This window comes from Proteocatella sphenisci DSM 23131 (genome assembly GCF_000423525.1).
Classification (GTDB): domain Bacteria; phylum Bacillota; class Clostridia; order Peptostreptococcales; family Filifactoraceae; genus Proteocatella; species Proteocatella sphenisci.
This window is the reverse complement of record NZ_AUID01000007.1, coordinates 1-16,170: the sequence shown is the minus strand read 5'-3', so window position 1 is coordinate 16,170 and position 16,170 is coordinate 1. Positions and strand designations below refer to the sequence as shown.

The following is a 16,170-nucleotide window of genomic DNA, read 5'->3' as shown; positions in this document are numbered from 1 at the left end:
GATACCTTATCAAGAGCGGTGGAGGGATTGGCCCTGTGAAACCCGGCAACCAGCAGAAATGTATGGTGCTAATTCCTGCAAAATTTAGTTTTGGCAGATGAGGTTTGTTAATGACAAAAACATTAATCCTCTTTGCTGTTGCAAAAAAAAGGTTAATGTTTTTTTATTTATTGTATAAAAAGGAGAACAGAAGAAAAAATGAGAAGACTATTCACTTCGGAATCAGTTACAGAGGGGCATCCAGATAAGATTTGCGATCAGGTTTCAGACGCTATACTTGATGCGATTTTTGCTAAGGATCCAAATGCCAGAGTAGCTTGCGAGACAGCAGTTACAACAGGTATGGTAATGGTTATGGGCGAAGTATCTACAAACACATATGTAGATATTCAATCAATAGTAAGAGAAACAGTAAAAGAAATAGGTTATGACAGAGGAAAATATGGATTTGATTCTGAAACATGTTGCGTTCTTAATGCAATACACGAGCAGAGTGCTGATATAGCTATGGGAGTTGATCAATCTCTTGAGCATAAAGCTGGTGAAGTAGAAGAGTCGGGTATAGAGACTGTAGGTGCAGGAGATCAGGGAATCATGTTCGGTTTTGCATGTGATGAGACACCAGAGCTTATGCCACTGCCAATATCACTTGCTCATAAACTTGCAATAAGACTTTCCCAGGTAAGAAAAAACGGGACTCTTGATTATCTAAGACCAGATGGAAAGACTCAAGTTACTGTTGAATATGATGACAATGGGCCAGTGAGAATAGATACGGTATTAATTTCTACTCAACACGCAGAAAGCGTTACTCTTGAGCAGATAAAAAAAGACCTGATGGAAAATGTTATTGTTCCTGTAATAGACCCAGCATTGCTTGATGAAAATACTAAATATCTTGTAAACCCAACGGGAAGATTCGTAATTGGCGGACCTCATGGTGATGCAGGAGTTACTGGAAGAAAGATAATTGTTGACACTTACGGCGGATATTCAAGACACGGCGGCGGAGCATTCTCAGGAAAAGATCCTACAAAGGTTGACAGATCAGCAGCATACGCAGCGAGATGGGTAGCCAAGAATGTTGTTGCAGCAGGAATTGCAAAGAAATGTGAAGTTCAGCTTGCATATGCAATAGGTGTTGCGAGCCCGGTTTCAATCCTGGTTGATACATTTGGAACAGGAATCGTTGGAGACGACAAAATAGCTGAAATAATAAACAAAAACTTTGACCTTAGACCAGGAGCTATCATAAAAGAGCTTGACCTGAGAAGACCTATATACAAGAAAACAGCTGCATATGGACACTTTGGAAGAACTGACATAGATGCACCATGGGAAGCTCTTAACAAGGTTGATGCTTTGAAAGCGAGCCTGTAATATGAAAAAAATCGTAGTTTTTGGAAGTCAGCATTGACCAGGCTGCGAGCCGGTAAAAGAGTTACTTTTACAAAACGATATAAAATTTGCATATGTGGAAATTACACAGAGCATGTTTGCACTCAAGCAGTTCCTTAAATACAGAGACACCAGAGAAGAATTTGACAGAATAAAAAATGTGGGAGCTGTTGGTATACCATGTATAGTTGTAGACAGTGAAAATTTTTATTTTGAAGATCAGATTGAAGAATTTCTTGAATCTGTAAAATAAAAGATATAGATGACCGAAAATGCGTGCCTTATTACGCGTTTTCGGTTTTTTATTGCCGAACGGCTTGCAAAAAGTACTCTCAGTAGTATAATAGTAGTCAGAACAGAAAAATATAATTAAAATTCAGGAGAATTTATTTAATGGACCAGATAACAAAAAATTACATAAAAATAGGACTTGCAGGAGTATTTTGGGGGACGCTGGGTTTTTTTGGGAAAACTTTAGAAGCTTATGGTATGAGCTCTGAGATGATAGCTTTTTCAAGATTGTTTTCAGGGTTTTTAATTTTGTTTACTATTTTTGCATTCAAAGACCCTGGTGTGCTTAGGATTGATAAAAAGGGACTGTGGAGCGCAATGATAATCGGGATAGTATCCCAGGGAATATTCAATCTGGCATATTTTGGGTCTATAAAACTTGTCGGAACATTTACGGCAGTAGTACTCCTTTACGTTTCACCTGTTATAATGTTTCTTCTTGGAACTTTTATGTATAAGGAAAAGTCGAGCAAAAAGAAGGTGTTTTCCGTTACGCTGTGCCTTGTAGGGTGTATATATGGGGTTACGGGAGGAGATTTTTCGACCTTACAGAGCAATATATCAGGAATACTGCTTGGACTATTAGCAGCACTTTGTTATTCGCTTATGCCGGCGCTCAGTAAAAAGACGACAGCTAAGTACAATCCTTTTACAATAATAATATACAGTTTCATGTTTGGAGCACTTATGCTCATACCCTTTGCAAAACCCCTGACTTGGATAATGGGAGTGAGAGACAGGTCGGTGTTTCTTACCATAGGCCTGTTTGGACTTGTAGCCTCAAGCATACCCTACTGCCTCTATATACCTTCGCTTTATAATGTCCAGGTTTCAAAGCTTGGGGTAATAGCATCTATAGAACTTGTAGTTTCTATAGGTATTGCTGTGATTTTTCTCAAAGAACCCTTAAATCTGGGTAAGATTGTGGGAGCTTCTATAATAATGATAGCTATACTTGTAATGAATACCAATATAGAAATGCCCCGTCTTAACAAAAAGTACAGAATTGTTAAAAAGAAATGAAAGGAGATACTATGAAAGTCATTGATCTTACACATACGATTGAAGCCAATATGCCTGTGTTTCCGGGTACAGAAAGGCCAATTCTGGAGCAAGCAAATACAATAGAAAAAGATGGATTTAAAGAGACTCTGCTTACCATGTTCTCTCATACGGGAACGCATATGGATGCACCTGCCCACATATTTAAAGATGGAAAAACCCTGGACGCATATGATGCTCAGTATCTTACTGGCAAAGGACTGGTGGTTGACTGCAGTGGAAAAGGTGAGGGTGAAGTTATAGTGCCTGAGGACCTTGAGCCATATATAAATAAAATCGAAAAAGCAGATTATGTACTTTTTAATACAGGCTGGACCAGGTTTTGGGGACAAGACAGCTACTATGGAAAATTTCCTTGCCTGCACATGGACACAGTAAAGCTTTTAATAAAAAAAAATATAAGAGGAATAGGGCTTGATGTCATATCTCTTGATCCTATGGAAGATACAAATCTTAGCAACCACAAAGAAGCGCTTGGCAAAGGTCTCCTTATTATAGAGAATCTGTGCAATCTTGAAGAATTAAATGGAAAAGAATTTACTCTTTGTCTTATGCCCCTGAAATTTAAAGATTCAGATGGAGCTCCGACAAGGGTTATTGCAATTACAGAAGGATAAAAAATGGAGATAATGCTCACACAAGAGCTTTCAAAAATATATAAAAAAGTTCCTGAAGGACAATGCTCAGGATGCGCAAGATGCTGTCACGAATCTGTAGGGGCCAGCTTTGCAGAGGCACAAGTAATCTATAAAGACCTTAAAAACATGCCTGAAAAAAAAAGAGAGGCTCTAGTAGATGCCTTACTTGAGTATTATTTTGATGTGTATCAGTTAAGAAAAAAATGTCCCTTCCTTAATAGAGAAAACAGATGCGAGATATATTATTCAAGACCGCTTAACTGCCGAATATATGGTCACTGGAATAAAAAAGACTACAACGACAATCTAAACAGACTGGATATTCAAAATAGAGAGATTGCACAGATTTTATCTGAAGAATATGGGTATAAAGTTAAAGGGAATTATCTGGATTTTTCAATAGAGTACTGCAATTCATTCAAGGGCAAAATCCTGAGCAAGAGCGAGAGAAATGAGCTTTATGATGCGCTTATAGTTCTGGATTCAAAGATGTTTGTGAGCAGGGGGATAAAGCTCGCTTATGAAGATAAAGGCATTGTTGAACATCTTGTAGACAAGCTGCTTTCAAAGGAAAAAATATTTGAGATAAAAATGAGCAAAAAGCTTTCTTCAAGGATGAGAAAGAGGCTCAAAAATATAGCAAAACTTAGAATTGGAGTCATATAATGTCGGAAATAGTTATAAAAAAATGCGATGATTACGATTATGATAATGTAAAAGAAGGTATTTACGGGATTTTGAATCAGGCCCAGGTATGTGCCAAAATTAAGTCAGGTATGAACGTTGTCGTTAAGGCAAATCTTCTTTCTAAAAAAACTCCAGACCAGTGCGTTACTACAAATCCGGAAGTTATAAGAGCTGTATGCGAATACATAGCATCATGCGGAGCTAAGGCCATAATAACTGACTCACCAGCAGGGCCTTTTAATGAGAATGCCCTAAAAGCCATATATGGGGCAACGGGTATGGCTATGGCAGCCAAAAACTCTGGTGCACAGCTCAATTATGATACGAGTTATAAGAATGTAAAGCTTGCAAATGCCAAAACTCTGGACAAGATAGATATTATAACAAGTGTCGTTAATGCGGACATGATAATAAATGTCGCAAAGCTCAAGACTCATGTTATGATGACCTACACAGGAGCTGTAAAAAATCTCTACGGGGTAATACCAGGCCTTACCAAGGCGGCATATCACATGAAGCTTCAAGAGCCTGACAATTTTGCAAATCATCTTATAGACATATGCGAATTTGTGAAACCGGATTTTTCTATAATTGACGGTATTCATGCAATGGAAGGGGATGGTCCCAACAGCGGAGAAAAAGTGGAGTTTGGATTTCTTCTTGGAGGTTCTAACCCTTATGAACTGGATTCTGTGGCAAGCACAATGATAGGAATGAAAAAAACCGAAGTGCCAACTCTGGTAAATGCTCAAAAAAGAGGATTGGTAGATGACAAAAACATTACCATAATACTCGATGAAGAGGACGAAGAATATGTTGCCATAGATATGGATGAATTTACAGAATATGTCTCCATACTGGAGCTGAAGCCATTCAAGAAACCCAAGATTGCAAGTGTGAACTTCCTTTCAGGAAGAGTGCCTAAAAGTATTGAAAAATACCTTGTTGAAAAAAGTAAGTCCAAGCCTTATTTTATAAAAGATAAGTGTATAGGGTGTGGTCACTGTGTTAGAAACTGCCCAGCTGAAATAATTCATATTCAAGATGCTAAGGCTGTGGTAGACCTCAGTAAGTGCATAAGTTGCTTTTGTTGTCACGAAGTTTGTCCAGAAGATGCAGTTGAAATAAAGGTACCTTTTATAGCAAAGATGCTTTTTAGAGAAAAATCAGGTAAATGATATAGATTTAAATTAAATCATATGGACAATATCTCAAAAGAGGTATAGAATATAATATGTAAGGGTCGTTTTTGGGTCCTGATAATATGTAAATTGTAAATATAATTGGAGGAAAAAAATGGAAGATGGCGTCGGGCGATTTATTAAGAATTTTTTTAATAGGCCTGTAGGTATTGTTGCTTCAAACTGGAGCACCAAAAAGAAAACTACAAAAATCACTGTTCCTGAAGATAGAGACAGGCAGGAAGAGAGTGCAAAGGAAGAGTTTATAAACAGCTTTGAAGATGATGAAAGAATGAAGCTGTACGTGAATGATTTTGAAAGGAATATGATAACGAAGGTGCTCAAACTTTACGATCTTAAAGCGAGAGATGTTATGATTCCAAGGACGTCGGTTTTTGCAGTAGACATTAATGACGACATAACAGATATACTCGATGAAATAATTGAGGAAAGATATTCACGTGTGCCGGTGTATGACAAAGATATAGATAATATAATTGGGGTGCTTCATGTAAAAGATGTGTTTGCCCAGGTGAGAAAAGGAAATCTTGAACTTGTTAATCTGAGAGGACTGATGAGAGAGCCGTATTTTATACATGAATACAAGCCTATAGACAAACTTCTCATTGAAATGCAAAAAGACAGAAATCATATGGGACTGATTATAGACGAGTACGGAGGATTTACCGGAATACTGACCATAGAAGATATAATAGAGGAAATAGTGGGAGACATCGACGACGAAGATGATGAACCTGAGGCTATTCCTGAAATACAAAGAATAAGCGATACTACTTATCGTATAGACGGACTTACCAGCATCTCTGATGTCAATGAGGTTCTTCATCTGGGCATTCCTACTGGGATAACAGAAACTATAGGAGCTCTGCTGCTTGGAGAACTTGGAAAAATTCCCCTGGAAGATAAAGATAAGAGTAGTGCTATTATAGGCAACGTAGAACTAAAAGCTATAAAGGTCAACGAAAAAAGAATAATAAACTTACTTTTAAAAATAAGAAATTAATAAAAATAGTTAAAATGCCCTCAAGCTCAGTTGTATAAACAACTTTGGCCTTGTGGGCGTTTTATATTAACTAATGTAAGAAAACTGCAACAATTAGAAAGTTTAAATATATATTTGCCGGGTATATTATTAATACAAGAAAGAATAAATAATAAAAACATTTATTCACTTGTTATTCCCTCGGATCAAGGGAGTATAAACAAAATGGCCATTGTAATAAAAAATGTTTTACGGAAGGACAGGTGTTGCGAAATCGAAATCAGTATTCCAAAAACAAAAAAGAGGTTTCAAAAGAGGTATGATTTATCATTAAAGCTATAAAATAATATAAAAGCCGAAGAGTATTTTTATAATACTCAGTGCGTAAAGAAGAGTGTATTTGATTTATTGTACTAAATTTGAAATCAAAGAAAATTTTCAATTCAGAACGTAAGCTTGAAAAGTAAACGTAACTGAGAAGTATGGTTAAACGAAAAAAGATTTAATATTTAACCTGAGTTGAAAAGGAGTACCGGGATGTAAAATTAATCGGTAGTTTCTCAAATGAGTTTGTGAGAACCAGGGAAAAATTAAATTGAACAAAGATTTAAAAGAACAAAGATTTAAAAGAACAAAGATTTAAAGAATCAGCCTAAAAGAACCTGATTCAGAGATTCAAAGATTCAGAGATTCAGAGATTCAGAGATTCAAAGATTCAAAGGCAACAAAGAAACAAAGTTTGTATCTGATACGAAAGAATTTGAAGTAACAATTTTGGTGCTGTTATAGCAGGTTGATATAAGAAGAAGTGTACAGTTTTAAATTTGACTAAACGTTTCTAATTTATCAAAATTATGGCCGTAAGAAAAGATAGGAAAGAACAATTGAATATGAATGAAAATATGATTTAAGGGCTGTTGATGGAGTACATCGGCAGTCCTTTAATCGCGTCAAAAATAAGGTTATATATAATATGCAGATGTGATATAATGAACTTAATAACTACATTATACAAGGAGGGTGTTATGACATCAAAATTACTTTTATATCTGTCTTTGCTTGCAGCAGGTCTGCTACTTGGAAGGGCTGGGGTCTTTGGAAAAAAGGTGTATTCATCGCTTGATCATCTTCAGATGATGTGCCTGATGCTTTTACTGCTGATGATGGGAATAAATCTGGGATCTGATAAAAAAATAGTAGAATCACTTGGGACCATAGGGTTAAAAGGGGTAATGTTTGGCTTATCCACCATTTTATTCAGTATTATTTTTGTTAATATCTATTCGAGGTTTGTTGTCAGCAGAGGAAAGCGAGGCGCAAATGACTAAGAAAATTCTGGCAGCAGTTATAATAGGAGCTCTTTTGGGATACTTTGTCATTCCAGATACATTTTTGCAATACATAGGTACGATTATGGATATAGGACTTTGCGCATTACTGTTTTTTGTAGGTATAGACCTTGGAAAAAACAAAGAAGTCTTTGTTCAGATAAGAGAACTGGGTATGGGCATATTAGCGCTTCCATTTGTGGTAGCAGCGGGAAGTATTTTTGGAGCTATGATAGTTGGAATTTTTGCCGGCTATGCTCCCAATGAGAGTGCCGCTATAGGATCGGGTTTTGCCTGGTATACACTGGCACCTATAATAATTGCACCCTATTCTGCAGAAATAAGTGCAGTGGCATTTTTGTCAAACGTAACAAGAGAAGTTTTTGCAATACTCCTCATTCCAATTATTGCACAAAAAATAGGATTTCTTGAAGCCGTCTCTACTACTGGAGCGGCGGGAATGGATACTCTACTTCCTGTAATATCAAAAGCTACAGATTCAAAAACTGCAATCATATGTTTTGTAAACGGAGTGGTACTTACCATGCTGGTGCCGGTACTGGTGTCTTTCTTTATACAGTTATAGGATTTTAGTTTTATATACAAAAAGAACCCCTGTTAATATGTTTCCCTCCAAAGGCGGATATTAACAGGGGTTCTTTTTTTCTGATTAAATTATCTAAAGTGCTTTTATGGCCTCTACTATTGCAGGGACAACTGATCTGTCAAGAGAGCTTGGAAGAATATACGTCTTTGATAATTCTTCATCTTTTACAACTGATGCAATAGCTTTTGCTGCGGCTATTTTAATTTCTTCTGTAAATGCTTTCAGACGAAGGTCAAGTACTGCTCTAAAAAGTCCTGGGAAGACAAGGACATTGTTTATCTGATTATCAAAGTCTGATCTGCCTGTCCCCACTATGAATGCGCCTGCATCGAGGGCGTCCTGAGGAAGTATTTCTGGAGTAGGATTGGCCATGGCGAATATGATTGGGTTGTTCATACTTTTAACCATGTCTTTTGAAAGCATGTCGGCTGCCGATACCCCTATGAAGAGATCTTTTCCTTTTATTACGTCTGCAAGTGTTCCGCTCTCACCATTTACGTTGGTAATTTCGGCCATCGCTGCTTTTGCTGAGTTAAGATCTGTTCTGTTTTTGCTTATGGCGCCTTTTGTATCGCAAAGGATTACATTTTTTATTCCTGCGCTCTGCAGAAGTTTACATATAGCTATTCCGGCTGCACCTGCTCCATTTATTACGCATTCTATGTCTGTTATGTCGCTTTTTCGCAGTTTAAGAGAATTTATAAGCGCTGCGAGTACAACAACTGCTGTTCCATGCTGGTCATCATGAAATACTGGGATGTCAAGTTCTTCGATAAGTCTTTTTTCTATCTCAAAACATCTTGGTGCAGATATATCTTCGAGGTTTATACCGCCAAATACTGGGGCAAGTTGCTTTACTGCTTTTATTATTTCTTCGGTATCTTGAGTATCGAGGCATATGGGGAATGCGTCGACGTCTCCAAATTCCTTAAAGAGTATGCATTTTCCTTCCATCACTGGTATTGCGGCTTTGGGTCCTATGTTTCCAAGCCCAAGTACTGCTGAACCGTCGCTTACTACGGCAACGAGATTTCCTTTGGAAGTATATTTGTAGACATCATCTGGATTTTCATGTATTTTTCTGCATGGTTCTGCTACTCCGGGAGTGTAGGCAGTGCTAAGATCGTCTTTTGTTTTAAGCTCTATCTTACTTTTTATGGCAATTTTTCCTCTGTTGTCTTCATGCATTTTTAAAGCTTCTATATTAAAGTTCATATATTTCTCCTGGCTCTTATTATCTTATAAAGTTAGTCATGATTTTTTTACGTCCTTTTGGTGGAGGAACTGCTTCTTTGGAATATTCAAGTGAGTTGAGCATCCATATCATGTTTTCACACATTACCTGAGTTGCCTGCATTCCTTCTGCGTCCTGGCTTATTTCGCCTGGGGTGGTACCATGGACAACGTTCCAGTAGTTTGATGCTGGAATTATCATTTCTGAAATAAGCAGGTAATGGTTTAACTGGTCAAAAGCGGGGATTCCTCCTGAACGCCTTACTGCAACAAGAGCAGACCCTACTTTATATCTCATTATATTTCCGTTGGCGCCACATGTATAATAAAGCCTGTCCAGAAATGATTTCATATTTCCGGCTATACCTGAATAGTGGACTGGAGACGCGAGTATAAGACCATCTGCTTCTTTTACTTTTTGGATAGCTTCATTTACGCTGTCACCCTTGATTATACATTCTTCATTTTTATTTTTAAAGCACATTCCACAACCCATACATCCTGCAACTGGCTTGTTTCCGACATGAAAAATCTCAAATTCGATACCAGCGCTTTCAAACTGCTCTTTTGCAAACTCAAGAGCTGAAGCTGTATTTCCCATCTTGTGGGGACTTCCATTAAAGGCTATTACTTTCATGATTTTTCTCCTTGTTTTAGATTATTGTATTAACTCAGTTTATTATACCATAATTACAAATGGAGAATACAAATTCTTATGGATGTACAAATTACACTTATATTGAAATACTTTAACTGTAATATTGATATAAACTGAAAAAAACAGCAAAAACAAGATATTTATGTAAAAAGTGTTAGATATTTATTGATTTCGTGGTATAATTAAATATACAAATCTATTGAGAAAAGGGTGACTGTATGCTTGGAGAAAGAATAAGAAGTGTAAGAAAAGCTAAAGGTTTCAAATTGGGAGATCTTGCAGAAATTACAGATTTGTCATCTAGTTACATATCACAACTTGAAAGAGGTCTGATAGAGCCATCGTTAACGTCTTTGAGAAAAATATCAAACGCGCTCAATATTCCAATTTACCTTCTGATGGATGATGTGGCAAAAGAAAATCCTGTTGTAAAGAAGGACGAAAGAGTAAAAATGTTCTTTCCTAATTCAGCGGTTTCCTATGAGCTTATGACATCTGTTGAGAATGGAGAAAAAAGCGGAGCTAAGATGCTGGCGGCAAAGTTTAGTTTAAGGCCAAAAACATCAGAATCTGAGGAATATACTATTCATGAAGCAGAAGAGATTCTGGTTCTGGTAAAGGGTGAACTTGAAGTAACGCTTGGACAGGAGAGCTATCAGCTCAAACCCGGAGACACTATATACATCCTTGGAAATGTTCCTCACAAAATAACGAATTTTGGAGAGAGTTTTGCAGAAGGATATTACATAGTTTCGCCACCTCAGATTAAGAATTTTTAAATTTCAACTAAGCAGCGCTTTTCATTGGAAGGGCGTTGTTTACGTTGTAGGAAGTGAAAGGGAAAATATGAATATAAATAATATGCTAAGGGATGAATTTAAACTTAGAATCGAACAGGTACAAAGTGCAACAGAGCTTATAGATGAAGGAAAGACCATACCCTTTATTGCCAGGTACAGGAAAGAGCAGACGGGAGAGATGTCTGACGAGGTGCTAAGAGATTTTTTCGACAGGCTAAAATATCTGAGAAACCTTTGCGACAGAAAAGAAACTGTAGTAAAATCTATAGATGAACAAGGAAAATTGACTCAAGAAATTGAAAAAGCGCTTGAATCTGCCATGACCATGGTGGAGGTTGAGGATATATATGAACCTTACAAGAAGAAGAGAAAAACAAGGGCTAGCCTTGCGGTTGAAAAAGGACTGGAAGCTCTGGCTTTAATAATTATTGGAGGGAATGGAGATCATGAAACAAGAGCGACTGAATTTGTAAATGAGGATCTACTAGTGAATTCTGAAAAAGAAGCCCTGGATGGAGCATCTGATATAATTGCTCAGATGATAGCGGATGATTTTGAGATAAAAAAACCTGTAAGAGATATTGTTAACAGAGAATCTCTTATAGAAACTTCTCTTAAAAAAGATGGGGATAAAAAAGAAACTGCCCTTACGTATTCTATGTACTATGAGTTTTCGGAGCTTGCTAAAAATATGCCAGCTCATAGAATTCTCGCTATAGACAGAGGAGAAAAAGAAGATGTCCTCAAGGTTAAAATAATTCATTCGCAAGAAAAAATAGAATCAATAGTAAGAAGAAAGTATATACAGACAAAGAATCACGAGCAAATTATGGCTTCTATTATAGAAGATGCGCTCAAGAGGCTTATGCTGCCTTCGCTTGAAAGAGAACTCAGAAGTGAAATGAGCGAAAAAGCCGGGGAAAGAGCAATCAGTGTATTTGGTAAGAATCTATCTAATCTTCTTATGCAGAGCCCTCTTCATGAAAAAGTGGTGCTTGGATGGGACCCGGCGTTTAGGACTGGATGCAAAATAGCGGTAGTAGATCAAACTGGGAAACTCCTTGATACTGCCACTGTATATCCTGCCAAACCTCAGGAACAAATAGAGGAAACAAGAAAGACAATCCTTTCCATGATAGAGAAAAACAAGGTCGATGTAATAGCTATAGGAAATGGTACAGCGTCAAGAGAATCAGAAAAAATAGTGGCAGATATAATAAAAGACAGCAGTCGGGATGTGAAATATATAATAGTAAGCGAGGCTGGGGCTTCTATTTATTCGGCTTCAAAACTTGGTACTGAAGAATTTCCGGATTTGAATGTATCTATAAGAGGGGCTGTATCTATTGCAAGAAGGCTGATAGATCCCTTGGCAGAGCTTGTTAAGATAGACCCGGAGCACATAGGAGTAGGCCAGTATCAGCACGATGTAAACCAGGGAAGACTAAAAGAGGCGCTCAACGCTGTTGTGGAGTCGAGTGTAAATAATGTAGGAGTGGATCTTAATACTGCATCAGTAGCGCTGCTTTCTCATGTGTCGGGGATAAGTGCTTCAATTGCTAAGAATATAATAGAATATAGAGAAGAGGCGGGAAGATTTAAATCCAGAAAAGAACTTCTCAAGGTCAAACGTCTTGGAAATGGTGCTTTTGAGCAATGCGCAGGATTTTTGAGGATAAAAGATGCAAAAGAAGTACTTGATAATACTTCGGTCCATCCTGAAAGTTATATCAAAGCAAAACAGTTGATGCAAGAACTTGGGGTAAGCAGTGAGGAACTTCTGGCTTCTTCAAAAGATGCGGTATCAAAGCTTGAAGAAGCTGCAAACAGAGAAATGGCGCAAAAACTCGACCTGGGCCTTCCTACGCTCAAAGATATAATCTCGGAGCTGAAAAAACCGGGCAGAGATATAAGAGAAGCCCTCAACGCTGTAATACTAAAGTCAGATATATTAGATTTAGATGATCTCTCAATTGGGACGACCATGCAAGGGACTGTAAGAAACGTAGTAGATTTTGGAGCTTTTGTAGATATAGGACTTAAAAATGATGGGCTGGTTCATATATCAGAACTTAGCAACAGCTATGTAAAAGATCCCATGTCTGTAGTTGCGGTAGGAGACATTGTGGATGTAAGGGTCATAGGAATAGACAGGGAAAGAAACAAAGTAAAGCTTTCGATGAAAAAATAAGTATTAAAAATATAATAAAAAAAGTAGGCCCCTTAAAAACTGATTGGTGAAGGTGGCCTACTTTTTTTATTATTAAATTTCTTGAATATATTCAGCTTGGAAATTCTTGGTACGATTGAGAATTGCGTTTACTCTGTCTATTATCATGTGAAGAGCCACGGTGTTATTGCCGCCCTTTGGAACTATGATATCTGCATGTTTTTTTGTAGGCTGTATAAACTCATCGTGCATAGGCTTTACAGTGCTAAGGTACTGGTTTATAACTGAGTCGAGGGAACGCCCTCTGTCTTTTACGTCTCTGGTGAGTCTTCTTATGAACCGGATATCATCGTCGGCTTCAACAAATATTTTTATATCCATGAGCTCAGCGAGGGCCTTGTCCTCAAATATAAGGAGTCCTTCCACTATTATTATGGGAGATGGAATAACTGTTATAGTTTCTTCCAGCCTGGTGTGTGTGACAAAGGAGTATTCGGGTCTTTCAACAGGAAGACTTTGTTTTAGAAGCTTAAGATGCTCGACCATGAGCCCTGTTTCAAATGCATTGGGATGGTCATAGTTGAGCTGAACTCGTTCTTCAAAACTTATGTCTTTGTTATCCTTGTAATAAAAGTCATGAGACAGTATTATTGAATTTAAGATGGAGTCTTTAAGATTGTTTGCAAGGGTGGTTTTTCCAGAACCGGAGCCTCCCGCAACTCCAATGACAAAGGGGGTATTGTACATAAATCTCCTTTCAAGAATATAGTCAAATGTATTTCGCTTGTGATTCTTGAAAAATTATAACATAATAATAAGACTATGTCATTAATCCTCGGTAAATCCCTGTTAAAATTTCTCTTATATAAAGATCTTTGTCTTGCATATCACTATTTCTTGCCAGCTCTGCAGCGAGTCTGTTATCATAAGGTACGCGGACAAATGAGATGCTAAGAGGGGAAGATTCCTTTGAGTCTAGCTGGCCTTCTATCATTAAATAAGAGGCTGTTGTTCCGTCAAAAGGCTGACCGACACTTCCCAGATTGTAAATTTGTCTTCCTCGAAGATTGCTTATGGCATTAGCATATTTTATGCTGAAGTCAGTGAAGTTGATGCCCAGAAGATCCTTGTATTCTTGAAATTTGCTTAGAAAGTAAGTGTCATCAAAAGTCACATGATAGGTATGATGGATGTCTCCATATATGGATATGTCAGACAGCTCAGGGGATTTGTAGCAGCTGAGATTTTGATTAAACATGAACATCTCAAGAAGTGTATTGAGATCAGAAAATTTATAAACTCTCCTATATACATTGAAGGGATGAGCATGAAAAATCCGTATTAGACGGCCACTCATGTAGAATTCTATTCCATATCCAAGAGATTTGAAATAATCAATATGACTTTGAGTAAGCTGGTTTCTGTAGAATCTTATGGGATTTTCATCTATGCCAGAGTTAAGTAGAAAATCCTCCCAGTTTCCAAGTATGGAGACATGACATCTTTGCATGGAAAGATCGATGACCTCTTTAGGGCTTGGCCCCTTGCCTATAAGGTCGCCAAGATTATATATGAGATCTATGTTGTTATTGTCAATGTGTTTTAGAACCGCTTCAAATGCCGGTAAATTTCCGTGTACGTCAGATAAAACTGCAATTCTTATTTTAATCACCTCATTTGTAATAATCTATTTGTTTATGTTATAATTATTATACCATAAATCAGAGAGCGCATAACAAAAAAAAGACCTCAGGCAAGGCTTGCGCATGAAAGGACAATATGAACTGGACTTACACTATACTTACATCAATTACAGTACTTAACGCAATACTTCTTATAGTACTTATCAATAAAATTGGAGGATTATCCTCTGCTGATTCTCTTTCTGAGCTCTTTAACAAAGAACGTGAAAATCAGCATCAGTTTTTTGCTGAAGAATTTAGAAACAATAGAATAGAGATGAATCAAGAAATAAGAGCTTCCATAGATAGTCAGAACAAAATAATATCCAGTAACACTATAGAGACTGAAAAAAAACTCGACGCAATAAGACTTTCTATAGAAAACAGGCTAAGTTCAATTCAGCGTGAAAATACAGTTCAGCTTGAAAAAATCAGAGAGACAGTAGATGAAAAACTTCAAAAGACATTAGAATCAAGAATAAGTGAATCCTTTAAAATGGTAAGTGAAAGACTTGAACAGGTATATAAAGGGCTGGGGGAGATGCAGACTCTGGCAATAGGAGTAGGAGATCTTAAGAAAGTCTTGTCTAATGTAAAGTCCAGAGGTGTGCTTGGAGAAATTCAACTTGGAGCAATACTGGAAGAAATACTTACAAAAGAACAGTATGAGTCTAATGTAATAACAAAAAAAGGAAGCCAGAATTTTGTAGAATACGCCATAAAACTACCTGGAGATTCAAATCCGGTTTATCTTCCAATTGATGCAAAGTTTCCAGCAGATGCTTATTCAAAACTGATAGATGCATATGAAGCTGGAGAAGCATCCGAGGTGGAAATCAGCAAGAACATTCTTATAAAAAGACTTAAATCTTTTGCCAAGGATATTCATGACAAATATATAGATCCGCCCAATACTACCGAGTTTGCCATTATGTTCCTGCCCTTTGAAGGGCTCTATGCAGAAGCGGTAAGGCTGGGAATGGTAGAAGAATTACAAAGACTCTACAAGGTAAACATAGCAGGACCTACGACTACAGCAGCTCTGCTTAATAGTCTCCAGATGGGATTTAAGACGCTTGCAATTCAAAAGCGTTCCGGCGAGGTATGGGATGTCCTGGGAGCTGTTAAGACTGAATTTAATAAATTTGCATCAGTTCTTGAATCAGCTCAGAGCCGTATAGAACAGGCAAACACCGAATTAGATAAGCTTATAGGGGTAAGGACCAGGCAGATAAAAAGAAAGCTAAAGGATGTGGAAGCAATTGAAAATTCTGAGGCCTTTATAGGAGAAGAGGCTGAATAATTCTTTGAAAAAATATATTGACGAAATGCATCCTAGATGGTATATTAATATACGTCCTCAAAAACGGATTGAAAAGACCCATCGTCGAATGAGGCAGTTCAAGACTTGAAGATGAAAAAAGTGTTGACA

General features: G+C 37.3%; 16 protein-coding genes and 1 riboswitch. Of the genes, 12 read left to right on the top strand and 4 right to left on the bottom strand.

From position 1 onward, the window contains the following. The first annotated feature begins 3 nt into the window (after positions 1-3). A riboswitch (SAM riboswitch) is annotated at positions 4-104 on the top strand. A 94-nt stretch (positions 105-198) separates the two neighbouring features. The 9 genes from metK to G558_RS0103235 all read left to right on the top strand — a co-directional run bounded on the left by metK (position 199) and on the right by G558_RS0103235 (position 8,174). Beyond that, positions 199-1,380 carry a methionine adenosyltransferase gene (metK, locus tag G558_RS0103275; RefSeq protein WP_028828894.1) on the top strand — a complete coding sequence of 394 codons (1,182 nt, stop codon included), beginning with the start codon at positions 199-201 and terminating at the stop codon, positions 1,378-1,380. A 112-nt stretch (positions 1,381-1,492) separates the two neighbouring features. Continuing rightward, positions 1,493-1,651: a hypothetical protein gene (locus G558_RS13920; protein WP_169337707.1), complete on the top strand. Its 159-nt coding sequence runs from the start codon at positions 1,493-1,495 to the stop codon at positions 1,649-1,651. 140 nt (positions 1,652-1,791) lie between these two features. After that, positions 1,792-2,712 carry a DMT family transporter gene (locus G558_RS0103265; protein ID WP_036931503.1) on the top strand — a complete coding sequence of 307 codons (921 nt, stop codon included), beginning with the start codon at positions 1,792-1,794 and terminating at the stop codon, positions 2,710-2,712. An 11-nt stretch (positions 2,713-2,723) separates the two neighbouring features. Continuing rightward, on the top strand, positions 2,724-3,368 hold the full coding sequence (locus G558_RS0103260) for a cyclase family protein (RefSeq protein ID WP_028828892.1): 645 nt from the start codon (positions 2,724-2,726) through the stop codon (positions 3,366-3,368). 3 nt (positions 3,369-3,371) lie between these two features. After that, positions 3,372-4,055, top strand: a complete 684-nt coding sequence (locus tag G558_RS0103255; RefSeq protein ID WP_028828891.1) for a YkgJ family cysteine cluster protein — start codon at positions 3,372-3,374, stop codon at positions 4,053-4,055. Next, positions 4,055-5,254, top strand: coding sequence for a DUF362 domain-containing protein (locus tag G558_RS0103250; RefSeq protein ID WP_028828890.1), 1,200 nt, complete (start codon positions 4,055-4,057; stop codon positions 5,252-5,254). Before G558_RS0103255 ends, G558_RS0103250 begins: the two co-directional genes overlap by 1 nt. Before the next feature lie 118 nt (positions 5,255-5,372). Then, positions 5,373-6,281, top strand: coding sequence for a hemolysin family protein (locus G558_RS0103245; protein ID WP_028828889.1), 909 nt, complete (start codon positions 5,373-5,375; stop codon positions 6,279-6,281). A 1,004-nt stretch (positions 6,282-7,285) separates the two neighbouring features. Then, complete coding sequence (locus G558_RS0103240) at positions 7,286-7,588, top strand: LysO family transporter (protein WP_028828888.1); 303 nt, start codon at positions 7,286-7,288, stop codon at positions 7,586-7,588. Further along, positions 7,581-8,174, top strand: a complete 594-nt coding sequence (locus G558_RS0103235; RefSeq protein WP_028828887.1) for a lysine exporter LysO family protein — start codon at positions 7,581-7,583, stop codon at positions 8,172-8,174. The genes G558_RS0103240 and G558_RS0103235 overlap by 8 nt, the downstream gene beginning before the upstream one ends. Positions 8,175-8,267: 93 nt before the next feature. Here the strand turns inward: G558_RS0103235 and G558_RS0103230 are convergent, their stop codons facing one another. Further along, positions 8,268-9,410 (bottom strand): NAD(P)-dependent malic enzyme, encoded by a 1,143-nt coding sequence (locus G558_RS0103230; RefSeq protein WP_028828886.1) that lies wholly within the window; start codon positions 9,408-9,410, stop codon positions 8,268-8,270. 19 nt (positions 9,411-9,429) lie between these two features. Beyond that, positions 9,430-10,065 (bottom strand): flavodoxin family protein, encoded by a 636-nt coding sequence (locus G558_RS0103225; protein ID WP_028828885.1) that lies wholly within the window; start codon positions 10,063-10,065, stop codon positions 9,430-9,432. Between the two features lie 239 nt (positions 10,066-10,304). Between G558_RS0103225 and G558_RS0103220 the strand changes: the two genes are divergently transcribed. Next, complete coding sequence (locus G558_RS0103220; protein ID WP_028828884.1) at positions 10,305-10,865, top strand: helix-turn-helix domain-containing protein; 561 nt, start codon at positions 10,305-10,307, stop codon at positions 10,863-10,865. Positions 10,866-10,932: 67 nt separating this feature from the next. Continuing rightward, complete coding sequence (locus G558_RS0103215) at positions 10,933-13,077, top strand: Tex family protein (protein ID WP_028828883.1); 2,145 nt, start codon at positions 10,933-10,935, stop codon at positions 13,075-13,077. A 72-nt stretch (positions 13,078-13,149) separates the two neighbouring features. Here the strand turns inward: G558_RS0103215 and udk are convergent, their stop codons facing one another. Then, positions 13,150-13,803, bottom strand: coding sequence for a uridine kinase (gene udk / locus G558_RS12230; RefSeq protein WP_051188429.1), 654 nt, complete (start codon positions 13,801-13,803; stop codon positions 13,150-13,152). Positions 13,804-13,876: 73 nt separating this feature from the next. After that, positions 13,877-14,728 (bottom strand): metallophosphoesterase family protein, encoded by an 852-nt coding sequence (locus tag G558_RS0103205; protein WP_028828882.1) that lies wholly within the window; start codon positions 14,726-14,728, stop codon positions 13,877-13,879. 107 nt (positions 14,729-14,835) lie between these two features. On the opposite strand from G558_RS0103205, the gene G558_RS12225 reads away from it, so the two are divergent. Further along, positions 14,836-16,041: a DNA recombination protein RmuC gene (locus tag G558_RS12225; RefSeq protein ID WP_036931502.1), complete on the top strand. Its 1,206-nt coding sequence runs from the start codon at positions 14,836-14,838 to the stop codon at positions 16,039-16,041. Positions 16,042-16,170: the final 129 nt, after the last annotated feature.